Origin of the sequence: Sporichthya sp. (assembly GCF_013815995.1) — a bacterium.
In the GTDB taxonomy this organism is placed as follows: Bacteria; Actinomycetota; Actinomycetes; order Sporichthyales; family Sporichthyaceae; genus Sporichthya.
On the sequence record NZ_JACDFE010000134.1, the window covers coordinates 1 to 12,210 of the forward strand.

The window sequence follows — 12,210 nt, forward strand, 5'->3', positions numbered from 1 at the left end:
GCCGACGGCCGTCCGGTGCGCGCCGGCTGCGCGCCCCTCCGGAGCACCCGCCGTCGGCCGAAAGCACCGGCCTCCCCGACGACGCCGAGGAGGGTGAACCAGCAGAATCGCAGGAAGGTGACGGCGACGATCGCGAGCGTCGACGGGGTGAAACGTGCCTGGGACAAGGAATCCGCCTGGCGCCGGATGCGCGGGAGCGCGGTCGCGGCGTAACGGTTCAGGACGGTGAGCTCGGCGGCGAGGCCGTCCTGGCCGCGGACCCACTCCGAGTCCGCGGCCAGGACGTCGAGATCCGGCAGCGGCGGCGGAACCGTGGTCATCGGTCCCGTCCTTCTCCGCCAACCGCCGGGCGTTCGAGGCTGTCCATCACGGCACGTCCCGCATCCACCATCGCCGGGACCGCCGCGAGGACGGTGAGGATGTCGATCTTGACCACGCCCGCCGAGGACAGCCCGCCCCAGACGAACTTGGCCAGGTAGTCCACGAAGTCCTGCCGGCTCATCGAGCGGCGGTTGAGCCACCAGTCGGTGGCCGAGAGTACGAAGCCGACGGTCCCGAACGCCCAGGGCTCCGCGCCGCCCGAGTCGACCCCGGCCGCGCGCAGCACCGAGCCGATCATCTTGGACAGGTGGGTGCCGGCCTCGGTCGCCATCGGCAGCTCGGACAGGCCACCGGCCGGCAGGTCACCCGCGGCGCGGATCACCCAGCCGTAGATCTGCGGCTCGCTCTCGACGAATGCGACGAACACGTCGAAGGTCTTGGCCAGCAACTGCTCGGGCTCGCCTCCGGAGAGCACGGCGAGCATCGCGTCGGCGGCGACGGTCTCGGAGAGCTTGCCGACCACGGCCGCAGTCAGGCCGAGGCGGTCGGTGAAGTGGTCGTAGAGGACGGGCTTGCTCATCCCGGCGCCGGCGGCGAGTTCGGCGAGGGTGGCCTGCGGACCGATCCGGCGGATCGCCTCGATGATCCCGTCGAGGTACTCCTCGCGGCGCACCGAACGACCGGCGGTGGAGCCGGCCGGGCGGCCCGGGCGGCGACGGGGCGGCGCACCCGGGTCGGGGGTCTGCGTCGGGTTTGCCGGTGCCATCGCGACCTCCGTTCGTCATGTCGCCAGTTGTCGGGCAGTTCTTAGGTCGGTCCGGTGGACGTACCGCCGACCTACCTGCACAATAACCCGATGATGAGTAGGTTTACAGTCCTACCGCTCCAGATTTTCCGGACACAATGCCAGCTAGCTGGACTTATGCTGCAGGTTCCGGTGTGGACGGCCGATCGCGTAATCCGACTCGTCGTAGCGGACGGCCTGTTCCCCGGACCCGCCGTCCCCCGTCGACGTCTCGGAGGAGAAATGGGCCACGAGTTCCTCTCGCCGGAGTGGATCACCTCGGTGAAGGCCGTTCGGGACGAGTATGCGCCGCAACTGCCCGATGTCGGAGTGCCACCGCTCAAGGTGAACCTGCTGATCACGGGCGCGCCGGAGACCGTGGCCGCCGACGGCGTCGTGCACGCGCACGCCGACACCGGGGGCGCCACCCTGGCGCTGGACACGGGCTCGCTGGAGGACCCGGACCTGACGGTGACCGTCGACTACGACACCGCCTACGACCTGCTGGTCACGCAGAAGCCGAACGCGGCGATCGGCGCGTTCCTGTCCGGCCGGATCCGCCTCGCCGGCGACATCGAGCGCCTGGCCGCCCAGACCGGCTTCGACCCGAGCTCCATCCCGGGCCTGCTGGCGAACCTCGGGGTAACCGGCAGTTCTACGCTCGCCGACGTCGACCCGCTCGCGGCGGAGATCGGCGGCCGGATCCGCGCCCTGACCGCCTGAAGGGTTCACTTCTGCGCATCGGGTAGGCATCCGCGACGCGGTGATGCTCCACCGGCCGTATGACCGAAGAATCATCCGTTCGGCCCGCATGTCGTTGATGCCCCGACAGGGGATCCTGCAGGGGCGTAGAAACGTCTGACGGGGGAACGGACAGTTCGGGGCTTTTCGGGGGCGAGTAGATGGACCAGACGACTGAGCTGCGGCGTGCTTACGCCACGCTCGGAATCAGTGAGAACGCCACGCTCGAAGCGGCCCGGGCGGCCTACTCGACCTGGTCGATGCTGCTTGCTGATCTCGCGGTCGTCGGGGACGCGTCTGTCACCGAGGGCGAGGCCTCGGCCCGTACGCCCGAACAGGCCCATGTTCAGTCGATCTTCGCCCGGCACGAGCTCGACCTGGCCTGGTACGCGATCGAGCAGGCGCACATCGACGGCGCCCTGTTCGTCCGTCGCGCCCGTGGCTGCAGCGAGTGCAGCCGGACGCCGGCCGTCCGCATCACCCTGCACTCCGCCCGCGGCGCCGGTCTCCGGACCCGCCGGGCGACGGTCTCGGCGCTGGTCTGTCGCGACTGCGGCCTCGAGGCCGTTGCGCGCATCCAGCGCGACAACCGCCGCTACGGCTGGTGGGGCGTGCTCGCGCCGATCTGGAACGTCCAGGCCATCACCCGCAACTCCGGCGAGCGCCGCTTCCTGCGCCGGGTGGACGCGCCGCCGCGCCGCTCGGCTCCCGCGCCCCGGATGTCCGAGGAAGACCTGTACACGATCACGCGCCGCCCGCGCAGCGTCCGCATTCTCGGTTGGCTCACCGGCTTCGCCGCGATCGCGATGACCGTCGGCATGGCCGTGCCGGCGTCCTCCGGCGACCCGGAGACCCCGGCCCCGGCCAGCTCGACGAGCACCGGCAAGTAGTCAGATCTTCTCGACGGCCCCACCGTAGAACCCGTCGAGGATGTCGGCGAACTGCTTCTCGACGTGCTTGCGGCGGACCTTCATGCTCGCGGTGAGCTCGCCGCCCTCGACGCTGAACTCCACCGGCAGGATCGCGAAGTCCTTGATCGTGGAGTAGCTCGGCAGGCTCGCGTTGACCTCGTCGACGGCCTTGCGGACCTCGGCGCGCACGGTTTCGTTGCTCGCCCAGGCGCTCGGGTCCGCACCGAAACCGTTGGCGTCGGCCCACGGCTTGGTGACGTCGGGGTCGAGGGTGATCAGCGCGACGCAGAAGTGGCGGGTGTCCCCGTGCACGACGACGTTGCTCACGTAGGGGCAGGACGCCTTGATCTGACTCTCGATCGGCGACGGGGCGACGTACTTGCCGCCGGAGGTCTTGATCAGTTCCTTCTTGCGGTCGGTGATCCGCAGCCGGCCCTCGGAGTCGAGCTCGCCGATGTCGCCGGTGGCCAGCCAGCCGCCGTCGAGCAGCGTGGCCGCGGTCTCCTCGGGCAGGCCGTGGTAGCCGCGCATGATGCCGCGGCCGCGGAAGAGCACCTCGCCGTCCTCGGCGATCTTCACCTCGGTGCCGGGCAGCGGCGGACCGACGGTGCCGAAGCGCGGCGCCCCCGGGCGGTTCACGAAGCTGGCGGCCGAGGACTCGGTCAGCCCGTAGCCCTCAAGAATCGTCATGCCGGCGGCGTCGAAGAACTCGGCGATCTCCGCGGACAGCGGCGCCGAGCCGGAGATTAAGTAGCGGATCCGGCCACCGAAACGGTTGCGGATCTTCGAGAGCACCAACGCGTCGGCGACCGGCATCTGCGCCTGCGTCAGAAGTGACGGCGACTTGCCGGCCTGGCGCGACTTGGTGGCCGAGAGCCCGACCCCGCGGGCCCAGCCGAACAGCCGCGCCTTGACCCCGCCCTCGCGGCGCACGGTGGCCACGATCGTGTTGTGGATCTTCTCGAAAACCCGGGGCGCACCGGCGACGACCGTCGGCTTGAGTTCGGCGAGGTTGGCCGCGATCCGGTCCACGCTGCCGTCGATCGCGCTCGGCGTACCGGCCGCGACCATCATCACCGCGAGCGCCTTGCCGAACGAGTGCGACATCGGCAGCCAGAGGAAGTGCAGGTCGTCGGAGCGGATGATGGCCACCGCCATCGCGGCCTCGGCGACGTAGACCCAGTTGTCGTGGGTGAGCTCGACACCTTTGGGGCGGCCGGTGGTGCCCGAGGTGTACATCAGGGTGGCCAGACGCTCGCCGCCGATCGCGGCGACCCGCGCGTGGTAGGTAGCCGGGTCGGCCTCGGGGTGGACCGCCCCGCCGGCCTCGACGTCGGCGAGGGCGCGGACCCAGTCCCCGTCGCCGGTCCCGTCGATCACCACGACCGCGGTGACCGAGGGGATCTGGTCGCGCACCTTGCGCAGCTTCTCGACCTGGGCGTCGTTCTCCGCGATCACGACCCGGGTGTCGGAGTCGGAGATGACGAACGCGCACTCGTCCGGGGTATTCGAGGGGTAGATCGTCGTGGTGGCACCACCGGCGGCCAGGACGCCCAGGTCGGCGAGGATCCACTCCACCCGGGTGCTGGACAGGATCGCGACGCGCGTCTCGGCCTCGACGCCGAGCCCGATCAGGCCGGCGGCGATCGCGCGGACGCGGTCCTCGGCCTGCTTCCAGGTCAGGTCGGCCCAGCCGTCGCCGCTGCGGAAACTGAAGGCGGTGGAGTCGGGGGTCTTGGCGGCCCGGTCGAGGAGCAGACCGGCGATCGAGGCCCCGGAGGCGTGCTCGGTGCTGGGGGACACGGGCTGCCCTTCCGTCATGGGTCGTGGGGGTGATCACTCTAGGCGTGCAACGCGAATCGAGGGGTAGGCGAACTCCATGACACAGATGAGCACCCAGCGCCGGTCCGACCCGGCCGAAATGTCGATGGGCGAGCTGGTCTCGTCCCTGTCGGAGCAGACGTCCCGGCTGGTTCGAGACGAAATCAGGCTGGCCACCAAGGAACTGCAGAACAAGGGAAAGCACGCCGGCCTCGGGCTCGGCATGTTCGGTGGCGCGGGGGTGGTGGCGCTCTACGGCGTCGGTGCGCTGGTGGCCGCCGGGATCGGTGGCCTCGCGATGGCGATGGACGTCTGGGCCGCGGCGCTGATCGTCGCCGGCATCCTGTTCGCGGTCGCCGCGGTGCTCGCGCTGACCGGGAAGAAGCAGGTCGCGCAGGCGGTCCCGCCGGCCCCCGAGCAGGCGCTCGCCGGCGTGAAGGCCGACATCGAGACGGTGAAGGAGAACGCGCACCGATGACCACCTCTGAGCAGTCCTCCGAAGTCACCGAGACTCAACCGCAGACGATCGAGGAGATCGAGGCGGAGATCGAGCAGACCCGCGAGGCGCTCGGCGCCACCGTCGACGAGCTCTCCCACCGCCTGGACGTCAAGGGCCGCGCACACGACAAGGTCGCCGATGTGAAGACGGCCGCGGCGGAGAAGGCAGCGGACGTCAAGACGGCGGTGCAGGACAAGACCGCAGTCGTCGGCTCGCAGATCTCCGACGTCGGTTCCACGGTGAAGCACACCGCCGCGGACATGGGCGAGAAGGTCAAGCCGATCGCCCAGCGTCGCGAGGTGAAGGCCGCTGCCGGTGGCGCGGTCCTGCTCGGAATCGGGGCGGCCGTGATTTCGCGCCGCCGCGGGAAGTGAGGCGACCATGGTGAAGCTCCTCTACAAGCCCCTGGCGATCGCGCTGGGTATTTTTGCCGGCTCGCTCGCCGGGAAGCTCGTGACGACGATCTGGACCAAGGTGGACGACAACGACGTCCCGCCGGACCCGGACCAGAAGGAAGCCACCTGGGCGCTCGTACTCGCGGGCGCCGCGCTGCAGGGCGTCGTGTACTCCGTGGTGAAGGCCACGGTGAAACGCGGCGGAGCCCAGGGCGTGGAGAAGGTCACCGGCACCTGGCCCGGCAAGACCGCTGACGACCTGGAGACGGCTGCGGCCTGATCCTGCAACTGAGAACGGCCGCCCCACGGGGGCGGCCGTTTTCGTTGTGCAGCATCTACGCAGGCGTCAGGCCGCGCATGTCGCCGAAGACCATGGCGTAGGTGCCGAGACCGAGCAGCCTGTCGGCCGGGAGCTCGTACACATCGGTGATCACGGCGCGCAGGGCACCGGTCGCCGGGTCGAAGTCGACGTCGGAGACGGTGCCGAGGTTGTTGCCCGTCTCCTCGATCGCGGGCTTGCCGATCGGGTCGAGTTCAGGGTCGATGCGGCGCTGCTCGGCGAGATCGGCCGGCTCTCTCAGCACACTGGCGTCAGTCACGGTGATCGCATCGGGGCCGAAGGCGCCGACCTTGTCCCAGGGCAGCACCGTCGATGATCCATCGACTTCGATCCGCAATCCGGTGATCCGGGCGGCCTCGGCCTCGATCAGGAATCCGTCGACACGGCCGACGGTCTCGGCCGAGCCGGTGGCTACCACGGGTCGGTGGCGAGCGTCAGTGATGCGCATTGTTACCCCCAGAAAGGTTGCCCCGACCGGGGACGACGAGACGCTCGCCCGACACCGCCATGGTGTCCTCGAGCGGAACGGTGATGAGGTGGCCGTCCTGGCTCTCGACCTCGTAACCGACCACCTTCGGCGGCCGGTGCGAGGGATCGAGCAGGACGTTGACGACCTCGCCGAGGTCCGCGCCCTCCTCGGTGAGCACGCGGTCGGCGAGCACGTCGTTGCCGCGGCGTTCGGCGGCGGTCACCACGAGGTCGACGTCGACGAAGGCGTGCGGGCCGGCGACCATCACAGCCGCGTCACCGATGCCGTGGACGGCGTCCATGGGCAGGCCCTCGCTGCGGGTCCCGTTGAAGAAACCGGGGTCGTTGAGGGTGAAGCCGAGCAGGTCGCCGGACTCGCGGTCGTAGACCACGTCCTTGATCTCGGCGAGACGCTCCCCCGCGAGTGAGACCACGGGCTGGCCGGGCAGATCCCCGGCGCGAAGGATCGCGGTCACGTGTGCCGCCCCTTCGGCGGCCCATTCGGCCGGTCGACGCCGATGATTCCGCCAGAGCGTTGGCGGCGGTGGTGGACGCCGTAAGCGACCGCTGCCCCCAACACCAACATGAGTACGAGAATGACCAGGGCAAGCGCGGTCACAGCGACACCTCCGCGAGCAGGGACTTGAGAACTTCCCCCTACCCACCGAAGATCGGTCCACGCGCCTCAGTAGCGGGCCCCGACCGGCGCCGGCAGATCGTCCAGGCGCTTGCGGTCGGTGTCGGAGAGCACCAGGTTCGCGGCCTCCGCGTTCTCCCGCACCCGGGCCGGGCGACGGGTGCCCGGGATGGGCACGATCGCCGGCGAAACCGCGAGCGTCCAGGCGATCGCGACCTGCGCCGGGGTGGCGCCCCATCCCTCGGCCACCGCGCGGATCTCGTCGACGATGACCTGGTTGGCCGCACGCGCCTCGGGGGTGAAACGCGGGTTGCGGGAGCGGAAGTCCTTGGCCTCGAACTCGGTGCCCTGGTCGAGCGATCCGGTGAGATAGCCGCGACCCAGCGGCGCGAACGGGATGAAGCTCGCGCCGTTGCCCTCGCACCACGGGATCACGTCGGCGAGGCGGTCGCGGGTCCACAGGGAGAACTCCGACTGCACGGAGGCGACCGGGTGGATCGCGGCCGCCCGGGCGCATTCCTCGACGGTGACCTCGGACAGGCCGAGGTGGCCCACCAGGCCGCGGGAGACCAGTTCGGCCATCGCGCCCCAGGTCTCCTCGATCGGGACCTCGGGGTCGACGCGGTGCAGCTGGAAGAGGTCGATGTGCTCGACACCGAGCCGTTGCAGGGAGTCCTCGGCCGAGGCCTTCACCGACGCCGGCTTGCCGTCCTTGATGAACTCGAAGGTCTTCGGATCCACGATCAGACCGACCTTCGTGGCGAGCACGGTCTCTGGCCGGCGGCCGTTGATGGCCCGGCCGACGAGCTCCTCGTTGTGGAACGGGCCGTACGCCGGGGCGGTGTCGATCAACGTCACGCCCGTCTCCAGCGCGGTGCGGATCGCGGCGATCGAGGTCTCGTCGTCCTTCATCGCCGGGTCGTAAGCCCAGGACATGCTCATGCAGCCGAGTCCGACGGCGCCGACCTGCAGGCCGGTGGTGCCGAGTGGTCGAGCCGGAATGGTGGTCATGAGGTGTTCCTGCCCTCCAGGGGGATGTTCCGTAACACCAGCAGGAACACGATTCCGCCGGCGATGCAGAACGCGGTGTCCGCCAGGTTGAACACGGGCCAATTCTTCAGGTGCAGGAAGTCGACGACGTGCCCGCGCATAAAGCCCGGCGAACGGAAGATCCGGTCGGTGAGGTTCCCGAGCGCGCCGCCCAGAACGAGCCCGAACACCAGGGCCCACCCGGTGCTGCCGAGGCGGTTCGCGGTGCGCAGGACCACGCCGATCACGATCAGCGACAACAGGCTGAACACGACGGTCATGCCCACGCCGATGCCGAACGCCGCGCCGCCGTTGCGGGTGAAGTCGAGCTGGAACAGGTCCCCGACGAGCTCGACCGTGGTCCCGTCCTCGAGTTTCGCGACCGCGAGGATCTTGGTGATCAGGTCGGCGGCGTAGACCAGCGTCGCGGTCACGGCGACGAAGACGAGGTTGCGTCGGCGCACCTCGACCGGTGGAAGCGGGATCTGGCTCATCTCGGGTCAGGACCGGCCGGCCTCGAGGTCGAACAGGGCCTGGAGTAGTCCGTGCGGAGTCGGCTGCCCGAGGGTGCTGAGCGCCCGGGCGTAGAGCTGACGCTTGAGCGCGGCCACGGCGTCGCGGCCGTGCCCGGAGTAGGCGCCGGCCAGCGCGACCGCGCGTCCGACCACCTCGTCCTCGGCCACCGCGTCGTCGACCAGAGCTGTGGCGAGTGCCTCCGCGCCGCCGAACCGGTGGCCGAGCACCATCGCGCGGTGCGCGACCGAGGGGCTCATCCGGGAGGTGAGCACGTCGGTCATGCCGGGGGTGAAGACCGCCCCGAAAGTGACCTCCGGCAGGCAGAGGAAGCCGCGGTCGGCGCGCATCACGCGCAGGTCGTGGGCGAGGGCGTAGATCATGCCGGCGGCGAAGCAGTGGCCCTGCAGCGCGGCCACGGTCGGGACCGGGAACGTGAGCATCCGGGCCAGCAGCCGCTCCCCGGCCAGGATCGTCTCCGGGGCGAGGTCGCGATTGGCGGCGATCCACGGGGTATCGAAGCCGTTGGACCAGATCTTGCCCTCGGCCGTGGTGACCAGCGCGACGTAGTCGCTGCCCTCCACCTCGGTGAGCAGGGCGTCCACCGCGCGGATCGAGTCGAGGTTGAAGCGGTTCTCTCCCGCGCCGAGGGACATCACCGCGACGGTGCCGTCCTTCTCCAGCCGCGGTGCCGCCGCCAGGCTCTCCGTCATCTGCACACCTTTCGCCGGCCGCCCTCGCGCGGCACCGGTCCCAATCTAAGGTGCGGTGCCGCGGGCGTGGCGGGCAGCGGTCAGGACTCGGACGGCTGGCTGATCGGGTCGTCCATCGGGTGCGATACCTGGGCCGGCGGGCGGGCCTCGGTGACACCGTTGGCTCCGACGAGGGAGGCATTGGCCTCATCCTCGGCCTCCAGGCTGCCACGGGAGGCCACCCACAGCTGCGGCTGCCCGGTGATGGAGGCGATCATCTCGAAGGCCGGGTGGTAGTGGATCAGCGCGGCGTCGTGGTGCTCGGCGACGGCAGCGGTCAGCAGGTCGAGGATGCCGACCGTGCGGTGCTGCATCTTCTCGGCGAGCTGGGTCTGCACCTCGCGAGCGCGGTCCGCGATGTCCTCGTTCAACGGCAGGTTCAGGTAGCGGTCGCGGCGACGCGCCTCGATCGCCGCGAGGTCCGAGGCGGTGCGGCCGGAGTACCCGGTGGCGAGGTCGACCGTCGCGCAGGTGGCCGCGACCCGGTCGGTGATCAGCGTCTGAATCGTGTAGCGCACCTGCGACATGTGGGCTCGGGCCAGGGCCGAGGTGTCGATCAGGTAGAGCCGTCCCGCCATGCTCACAGCCGACTGCCTCGCATCACGTACTCGTCATGGATGTCCGGGCCGGTTCCGAGGGCGAAGGGGTCGTCGAACATGGCCTCGATCCGGGCCCGCCGACCGGCCACCAGGGCGAGGGCGGCATTCACGGTTTCCTCATTGGTGGACGTGCCCAGCTCCTCGGCGGCCTGCGCCAGGTTCTCCTCGTTGAGCTCGACCATGATCACCATGGGGCAGACGCTAGTGGATCCTCGTGCGGTTTGGACGGGGATCTGTTTAATGCCCTGATCTGCCCAACACCAAGGCTGCTGCCAGGATGAGCGGGACTCCCGGGAGGCCTCTGATGGCGCAGTACGAGACCCTGATCGTCGAGCGGATCGGCCGCGTCGAGCGGATCACGCTGAACCGCCCGGAGGCGGCCAACGGCCTGAACCTGACCATGGCGCAAGAGCTGGCCCGGGCTGCGGCCGCGTGCGACGCCGACCCTGAGGTCCGGGCGGTGCTGCTGACCGGGTCCGGCCGCTTCTTCTCCGCCGGCGGAGACCTGAAGTGGATGGAGGCCAACGCGGCCGACGCAGGTCGGGCCATCAAGGAACTCGCGGACACCCTGCACCGCGGCCTGTCCAGCTTCGCCCGTATGGACGCCCCGATGGTGCTCGCGATCAACGGCATGGCCGCCGGCGCCGGATTCAGCCTGGCGCTGCTGGGCGAGCTGGTCTTCGCCGGGCAGTCCGCGAAGTTCACCTCGGCCTACACCCGCGCCGGGCTGTCCCCGGACGGCAGCTCGACCTACGTGTTGCCGCGCCTTGTCGGCCTGCGCCGGGCCCAGGAGTTGATGCTGACCAACCGCGTGCTCAGCGCGGACGAGGCCGCGGACTGGGGCCTGATCACCGAGGTCGTGCCGGACGAGGAGCTCGCCCAGCTGGCCCTGGACGCGGCGAGCGCGCTGGCCGCGGGCTCCAAGGGCGCACAGTCCAAAGTCAAGCAGATGCTGATGTCCGCCCACAGCAACGACCTCGAGGCCCAGATGGAGATCGAGGCCCGCAACATCGCCGGGTGCGCGGCCTCGTCCGACGGCACCGAGGGCCGCGAGGCGTTCATCGCCAAGCGGGCCCCGAAGTTCGACTGACACCCCATCAGCTGTGGATAACGAACCACTAGGCGTGACACGCCTAGTGGTTCGTCACGCGGCGGGGCCGTTGGCGCGGGCCTGGCGAACCGCGTCGAGGGCGTTGTGCAGGTCGGCGATCCACTCGGCGTTGTGCCTGCCGACCAGGCGCACCGACCAGGCCAGCGCGTCCGAACGGGAGCGCGCGATGCCGGCCGCGACCAGGGTGTCGAGCACCTGGCGCTCGGGCTGGCGCAGCCGGGTCATTACCGGCACCGACAGGCTGGTGAAGATCTGGGTGGTCTCGCTGCAGGTGGCGCCCCAGGCGACCTTGCGGCCGAACCGGGCCTCGGCCTCGTCGGCGATCCGCATCCGGGCCGGGCGGGTGTCCTCGCGGAAACGCTTGATGCGGCCGGCCTCGGCCTCGCGGCGGGCGGTGTCCTCCCCGGCGACGTCCGGGGCGGGGATCTCGCCGACGACGAGGATCTCCTCGCGGTCGACGCTCACGGTGGGGGCAGCGGTGAACCAGTCCTCGGGCAGGCGCCCGGTCAGCCAAGCGATGATTTCGTCCATCTCGATTACATAATTACAGCGTTGCAGAGTCAAGGCCGTTCGCGGTGGGGGAACTGGGTCCGATAATGGCCGGGTGCAAACCGTGCTGATCGTCGCCGGCGTAATGCTCGCGCTGTGGCTGGTCAGCTGCCTGCTGATGGTCGCCTTCGCCAGCCGGCTACCCAAAGGCCTGTTGCGCGACGTCGCGGAATTCCTGCCGGCCTGCGTGAGCACCGCGCGCATGCTGCGCAACGACCCGCGGGTGCCGCGGCGGGCCAAGGTGGCGCTCCTGGTCGCGGTGATCTGGGTGATCTCCCCGATCGACCTGCTGCCGGAGTTCCTGCCGGTGATCGGGCCGCTGGACGACGTGGTCGCCGTGGTGCTGCTGCTGCGCTACGCCGCTCGGTCGGTGCCGCGGGAACTGTTGCTGGACGCGTGGCCGGCCGAGCAGCGCCTCCTGCTCCGGGTGCTCGGCGGCAAGCGCGGAACTACTCCTACGCTGTCCTCATGACTGCCTCGGCCGGTCCTACGCTGTCCTCATGACTGCCTCGGCCGGCTGGTCCACTGCCCTGATCCTGATCGCGTCCGCGGCGCCCGCGTCCGCCACCGAGACCCTGGTGGAGCTGGACATGTCCAACTTCCGGTACTGCCGCTAGCTGATATGGGGCTGTCTGCTGTCAAGTGGCCGTACGAATCCGGCCGCCGGCGGGAGGGCGGTCGTTGGCTCGAGCTGTGGGACCGGTGGGAGACCGGTTCGGGATTCGCCGAGTAGCGCGGTC

Annotated in this window: 18 protein-coding genes; 7 read left to right on the top strand and 11 right to left on the bottom strand. The window is 70.0% G+C overall.

The genetic code is table 11. The features are described from left to right. Both H0X00_RS15045 and H0X00_RS15050 read right to left on the bottom strand, forming a co-directional pair. Nucleotides 1-320 (bottom strand): hypothetical protein (locus H0X00_RS15045; RefSeq protein WP_293772461.1); only part of this gene is annotated, 320 nt, incomplete at its 3' end. Further along, the gene (locus H0X00_RS15050; RefSeq protein WP_293772463.1) at nt 317-1,087 is read right to left on the bottom strand and encodes a TetR family transcriptional regulator; all 771 of its coding nucleotides are present in this window, start codon (nt 1,085-1,087) and stop codon (nt 317-319) included. The genes H0X00_RS15045 and H0X00_RS15050, both read right to left, overlap by 4 nt. A 261-nt stretch (nt 1,088-1,348) precedes the next feature. Between H0X00_RS15050 and H0X00_RS15055 the strand changes: the two genes are divergently transcribed. Further along, a complete protein-coding gene (locus H0X00_RS15055) occupies nt 1,349-1,828 on the top strand; it encodes a hypothetical protein (RefSeq protein WP_293772465.1) in 480 nt (159 codons plus the stop codon). 179 nt (nt 1,829-2,007) lie between these two features. Further along, a complete protein-coding gene (locus H0X00_RS15060) occupies nt 2,008-2,736 on the top strand; it encodes a hypothetical protein (RefSeq protein WP_293772466.1) in 729 nt (242 codons plus the stop codon). Here H0X00_RS15060 and H0X00_RS15065 read toward each other — a convergent pair whose 3' ends face one another. Next, nucleotides 2,737-4,560 carry a long-chain fatty acid--CoA ligase gene (locus H0X00_RS15065; protein ID WP_293772468.1) on the bottom strand — a complete coding sequence of 608 codons (1,824 nt, stop codon included), beginning with the start codon at nt 4,558-4,560 and terminating at the stop codon, nt 2,737-2,739. 76 nt (nt 4,561-4,636) lie between these two features. Between H0X00_RS15065 and H0X00_RS15070 the strand changes: the two genes are divergently transcribed. The 3 genes from H0X00_RS15070 to H0X00_RS15080 are packed head-to-tail and all read left to right on the top strand — an operon-like array spanning nt 4,637 to nt 5,752. Beyond that, on the top strand, nt 4,637-5,056 hold the full coding sequence (locus H0X00_RS15070) for a phage holin family protein (protein WP_367186644.1): 420 nt from the start codon (nt 4,637-4,639) through the stop codon (nt 5,054-5,056). Continuing rightward, the gene (locus H0X00_RS15075; RefSeq protein ID WP_293772472.1) at nt 5,053-5,451 is read left to right on the top strand and encodes a DUF3618 domain-containing protein; all 399 of its coding nucleotides are present in this window, start codon (nt 5,053-5,055) and stop codon (nt 5,449-5,451) included. Before H0X00_RS15070 ends, H0X00_RS15075 begins: the two co-directional genes overlap by 4 nt. 7 nt (nt 5,452-5,458) lie before the next feature. After that, nucleotides 5,459-5,752, top strand: coding sequence for a DUF4235 domain-containing protein (locus tag H0X00_RS15080; protein WP_293772474.1), 294 nt, complete (start codon nt 5,459-5,461; stop codon nt 5,750-5,752). A gap of 55 nt (nt 5,753-5,807) precedes the next feature. On the opposite strand, the gene H0X00_RS15085 is transcribed toward H0X00_RS15080, so the two are convergent. The 7 genes from H0X00_RS15085 to H0X00_RS15115 form a co-directional block, all read right to left on the bottom strand. After that, nucleotides 5,808-6,260 (bottom strand): PRC-barrel domain-containing protein, encoded by a 453-nt coding sequence (locus tag H0X00_RS15085; protein ID WP_293772475.1) that lies wholly within the window; start codon nt 6,258-6,260, stop codon nt 5,808-5,810. Further along, nucleotides 6,247-6,756 (bottom strand): PRC-barrel domain-containing protein, encoded by a 510-nt coding sequence (locus tag H0X00_RS15090; RefSeq protein ID WP_293772477.1) that lies wholly within the window; start codon nt 6,754-6,756, stop codon nt 6,247-6,249. The genes H0X00_RS15085 and H0X00_RS15090 overlap by 14 nt, the downstream gene beginning before the upstream one ends. A 209-nt stretch (nt 6,757-6,965) precedes the next feature. Then, a complete protein-coding gene (locus tag H0X00_RS15095) occupies nt 6,966-7,928 on the bottom strand; it encodes an aldo/keto reductase (protein ID WP_293772479.1) in 963 nt (320 codons plus the stop codon). Continuing rightward, entirely contained in the window at nt 7,925-8,440 is a 516-nt protein-coding gene (gene lspA / locus H0X00_RS15100) for a signal peptidase II (protein ID WP_293772480.1), read from the bottom strand. Before lspA ends, H0X00_RS15095 begins: the two co-directional genes overlap by 4 nt. A 6-nt stretch (nt 8,441-8,446) precedes the next feature. Then, on the bottom strand, nt 8,447-9,172 hold the full coding sequence (locus H0X00_RS15105) for an enoyl-CoA hydratase/isomerase family protein (protein WP_293772481.1): 726 nt from the start codon (nt 9,170-9,172) through the stop codon (nt 8,447-8,449). 80 nt (nt 9,173-9,252) lie between these two features. Next, entirely contained in the window at nt 9,253-9,789 is a 537-nt protein-coding gene (locus H0X00_RS15110; RefSeq protein ID WP_293772491.1) for a PIN domain-containing protein, read from the bottom strand. Between the two features lie 2 nt (nt 9,790-9,791). Next, complete coding sequence (locus H0X00_RS15115; RefSeq protein WP_293772483.1) at nt 9,792-10,001, bottom strand: DUF2191 domain-containing protein; 210 nt, start codon at nt 9,999-10,001, stop codon at nt 9,792-9,794. A 113-nt stretch (nt 10,002-10,114) separates the two neighbouring features. Between H0X00_RS15115 and H0X00_RS15120 the strand changes: the two genes are divergently transcribed. Beyond that, a complete protein-coding gene (locus H0X00_RS15120; protein ID WP_293772485.1) occupies nt 10,115-10,900 on the top strand; it encodes an enoyl-CoA hydratase-related protein in 786 nt (261 codons plus the stop codon). A 54-nt stretch (nt 10,901-10,954) separates the two neighbouring features. Here the strand turns inward: H0X00_RS15120 and H0X00_RS15125 are convergent, their stop codons facing one another. Continuing rightward, the gene (locus H0X00_RS15125) at nt 10,955-11,452 is read right to left on the bottom strand and encodes a hypothetical protein (RefSeq protein WP_293772487.1); all 498 of its coding nucleotides are present in this window, start codon (nt 11,450-11,452) and stop codon (nt 10,955-10,957) included. Between the two features lie 103 nt (nt 11,453-11,555). On the opposite strand from H0X00_RS15125, the gene H0X00_RS15130 reads away from it, so the two are divergent. Continuing rightward, the gene (locus tag H0X00_RS15130) at nt 11,556-11,942 is read left to right on the top strand and encodes a YkvA family protein (protein ID WP_367186645.1); all 387 of its coding nucleotides are present in this window, start codon (nt 11,556-11,558) and stop codon (nt 11,940-11,942) included. Nucleotides 11,943-12,210 lie beyond the last annotated feature (268 nt).

Excerpts from the sequence above, each read along its gene's own strand:
- H0X00_RS15050 (WP_293772463.1), bottom strand. The coding sequence starts at position 1,087 with ATGGCACCGGCAAACCCGACGCAGACCCCCGACCCGGGTGCGCCGCCC.
- H0X00_RS15055 (WP_293772465.1), top strand. The coding sequence starts at position 1,349 with ATGGGCCACGAGTTCCTCTCGCCGGAGTGGATCACCTCGGTGAAGGCC.
- H0X00_RS15060 (WP_293772466.1), top strand. The coding sequence starts at position 2,008 with ATGGACCAGACGACTGAGCTGCGGCGTGCTTACGCCACGCTCGGAATC.
- H0X00_RS15070 (WP_367186644.1), top strand. The coding sequence starts at position 4,637 with ATGACACAGATGAGCACCCAGCGCCGGTCCGACCCGGCCGAAATGTCG.
- H0X00_RS15075 (WP_293772472.1), top strand. The coding sequence starts at position 5,053 with ATGACCACCTCTGAGCAGTCCTCCGAAGTCACCGAGACTCAACCGCAG.
- H0X00_RS15080 (WP_293772474.1), top strand. The coding sequence starts at position 5,459 with ATGGTGAAGCTCCTCTACAAGCCCCTGGCGATCGCGCTGGGTATTTTT.
- H0X00_RS15085 (WP_293772475.1), bottom strand. The coding sequence starts at position 6,260 with ATGCGCATCACTGACGCTCGCCACCGACCCGTGGTAGCCACCGGCTCG.
- H0X00_RS15095 (WP_293772479.1), bottom strand. The coding sequence starts at position 7,928 with ATGACCACCATTCCGGCTCGACCACTCGGCACCACCGGCCTGCAGGTC.
- lspA (WP_293772480.1), bottom strand. The coding sequence starts at position 8,440 with ATGAGCCAGATCCCGCTTCCACCGGTCGAGGTGCGCCGACGCAACCTC.
- H0X00_RS15105 (WP_293772481.1), bottom strand. The coding sequence starts at position 9,172 with ATGACGGAGAGCCTGGCGGCGGCACCGCGGCTGGAGAAGGACGGCACC.
- H0X00_RS15110 (WP_293772491.1), bottom strand. The coding sequence starts at position 9,789 with ATGGCGGGACGGCTCTACCTGATCGACACCTCGGCCCTGGCCCGAGCC.
- H0X00_RS15115 (WP_293772483.1), bottom strand. The coding sequence starts at position 10,001 with ATGGTGATCATGGTCGAGCTCAACGAGGAGAACCTGGCGCAGGCCGCC.
- H0X00_RS15120 (WP_293772485.1), top strand. The coding sequence starts at position 10,115 with ATGGCGCAGTACGAGACCCTGATCGTCGAGCGGATCGGCCGCGTCGAG.
- H0X00_RS15125 (WP_293772487.1), bottom strand. The coding sequence starts at position 11,452 with ATGGACGAAATCATCGCTTGGCTGACCGGGCGCCTGCCCGAGGACTGG.
- H0X00_RS15130 (WP_367186645.1), top strand. The coding sequence starts at position 11,556 with ATGCTCGCGCTGTGGCTGGTCAGCTGCCTGCTGATGGTCGCCTTCGCC.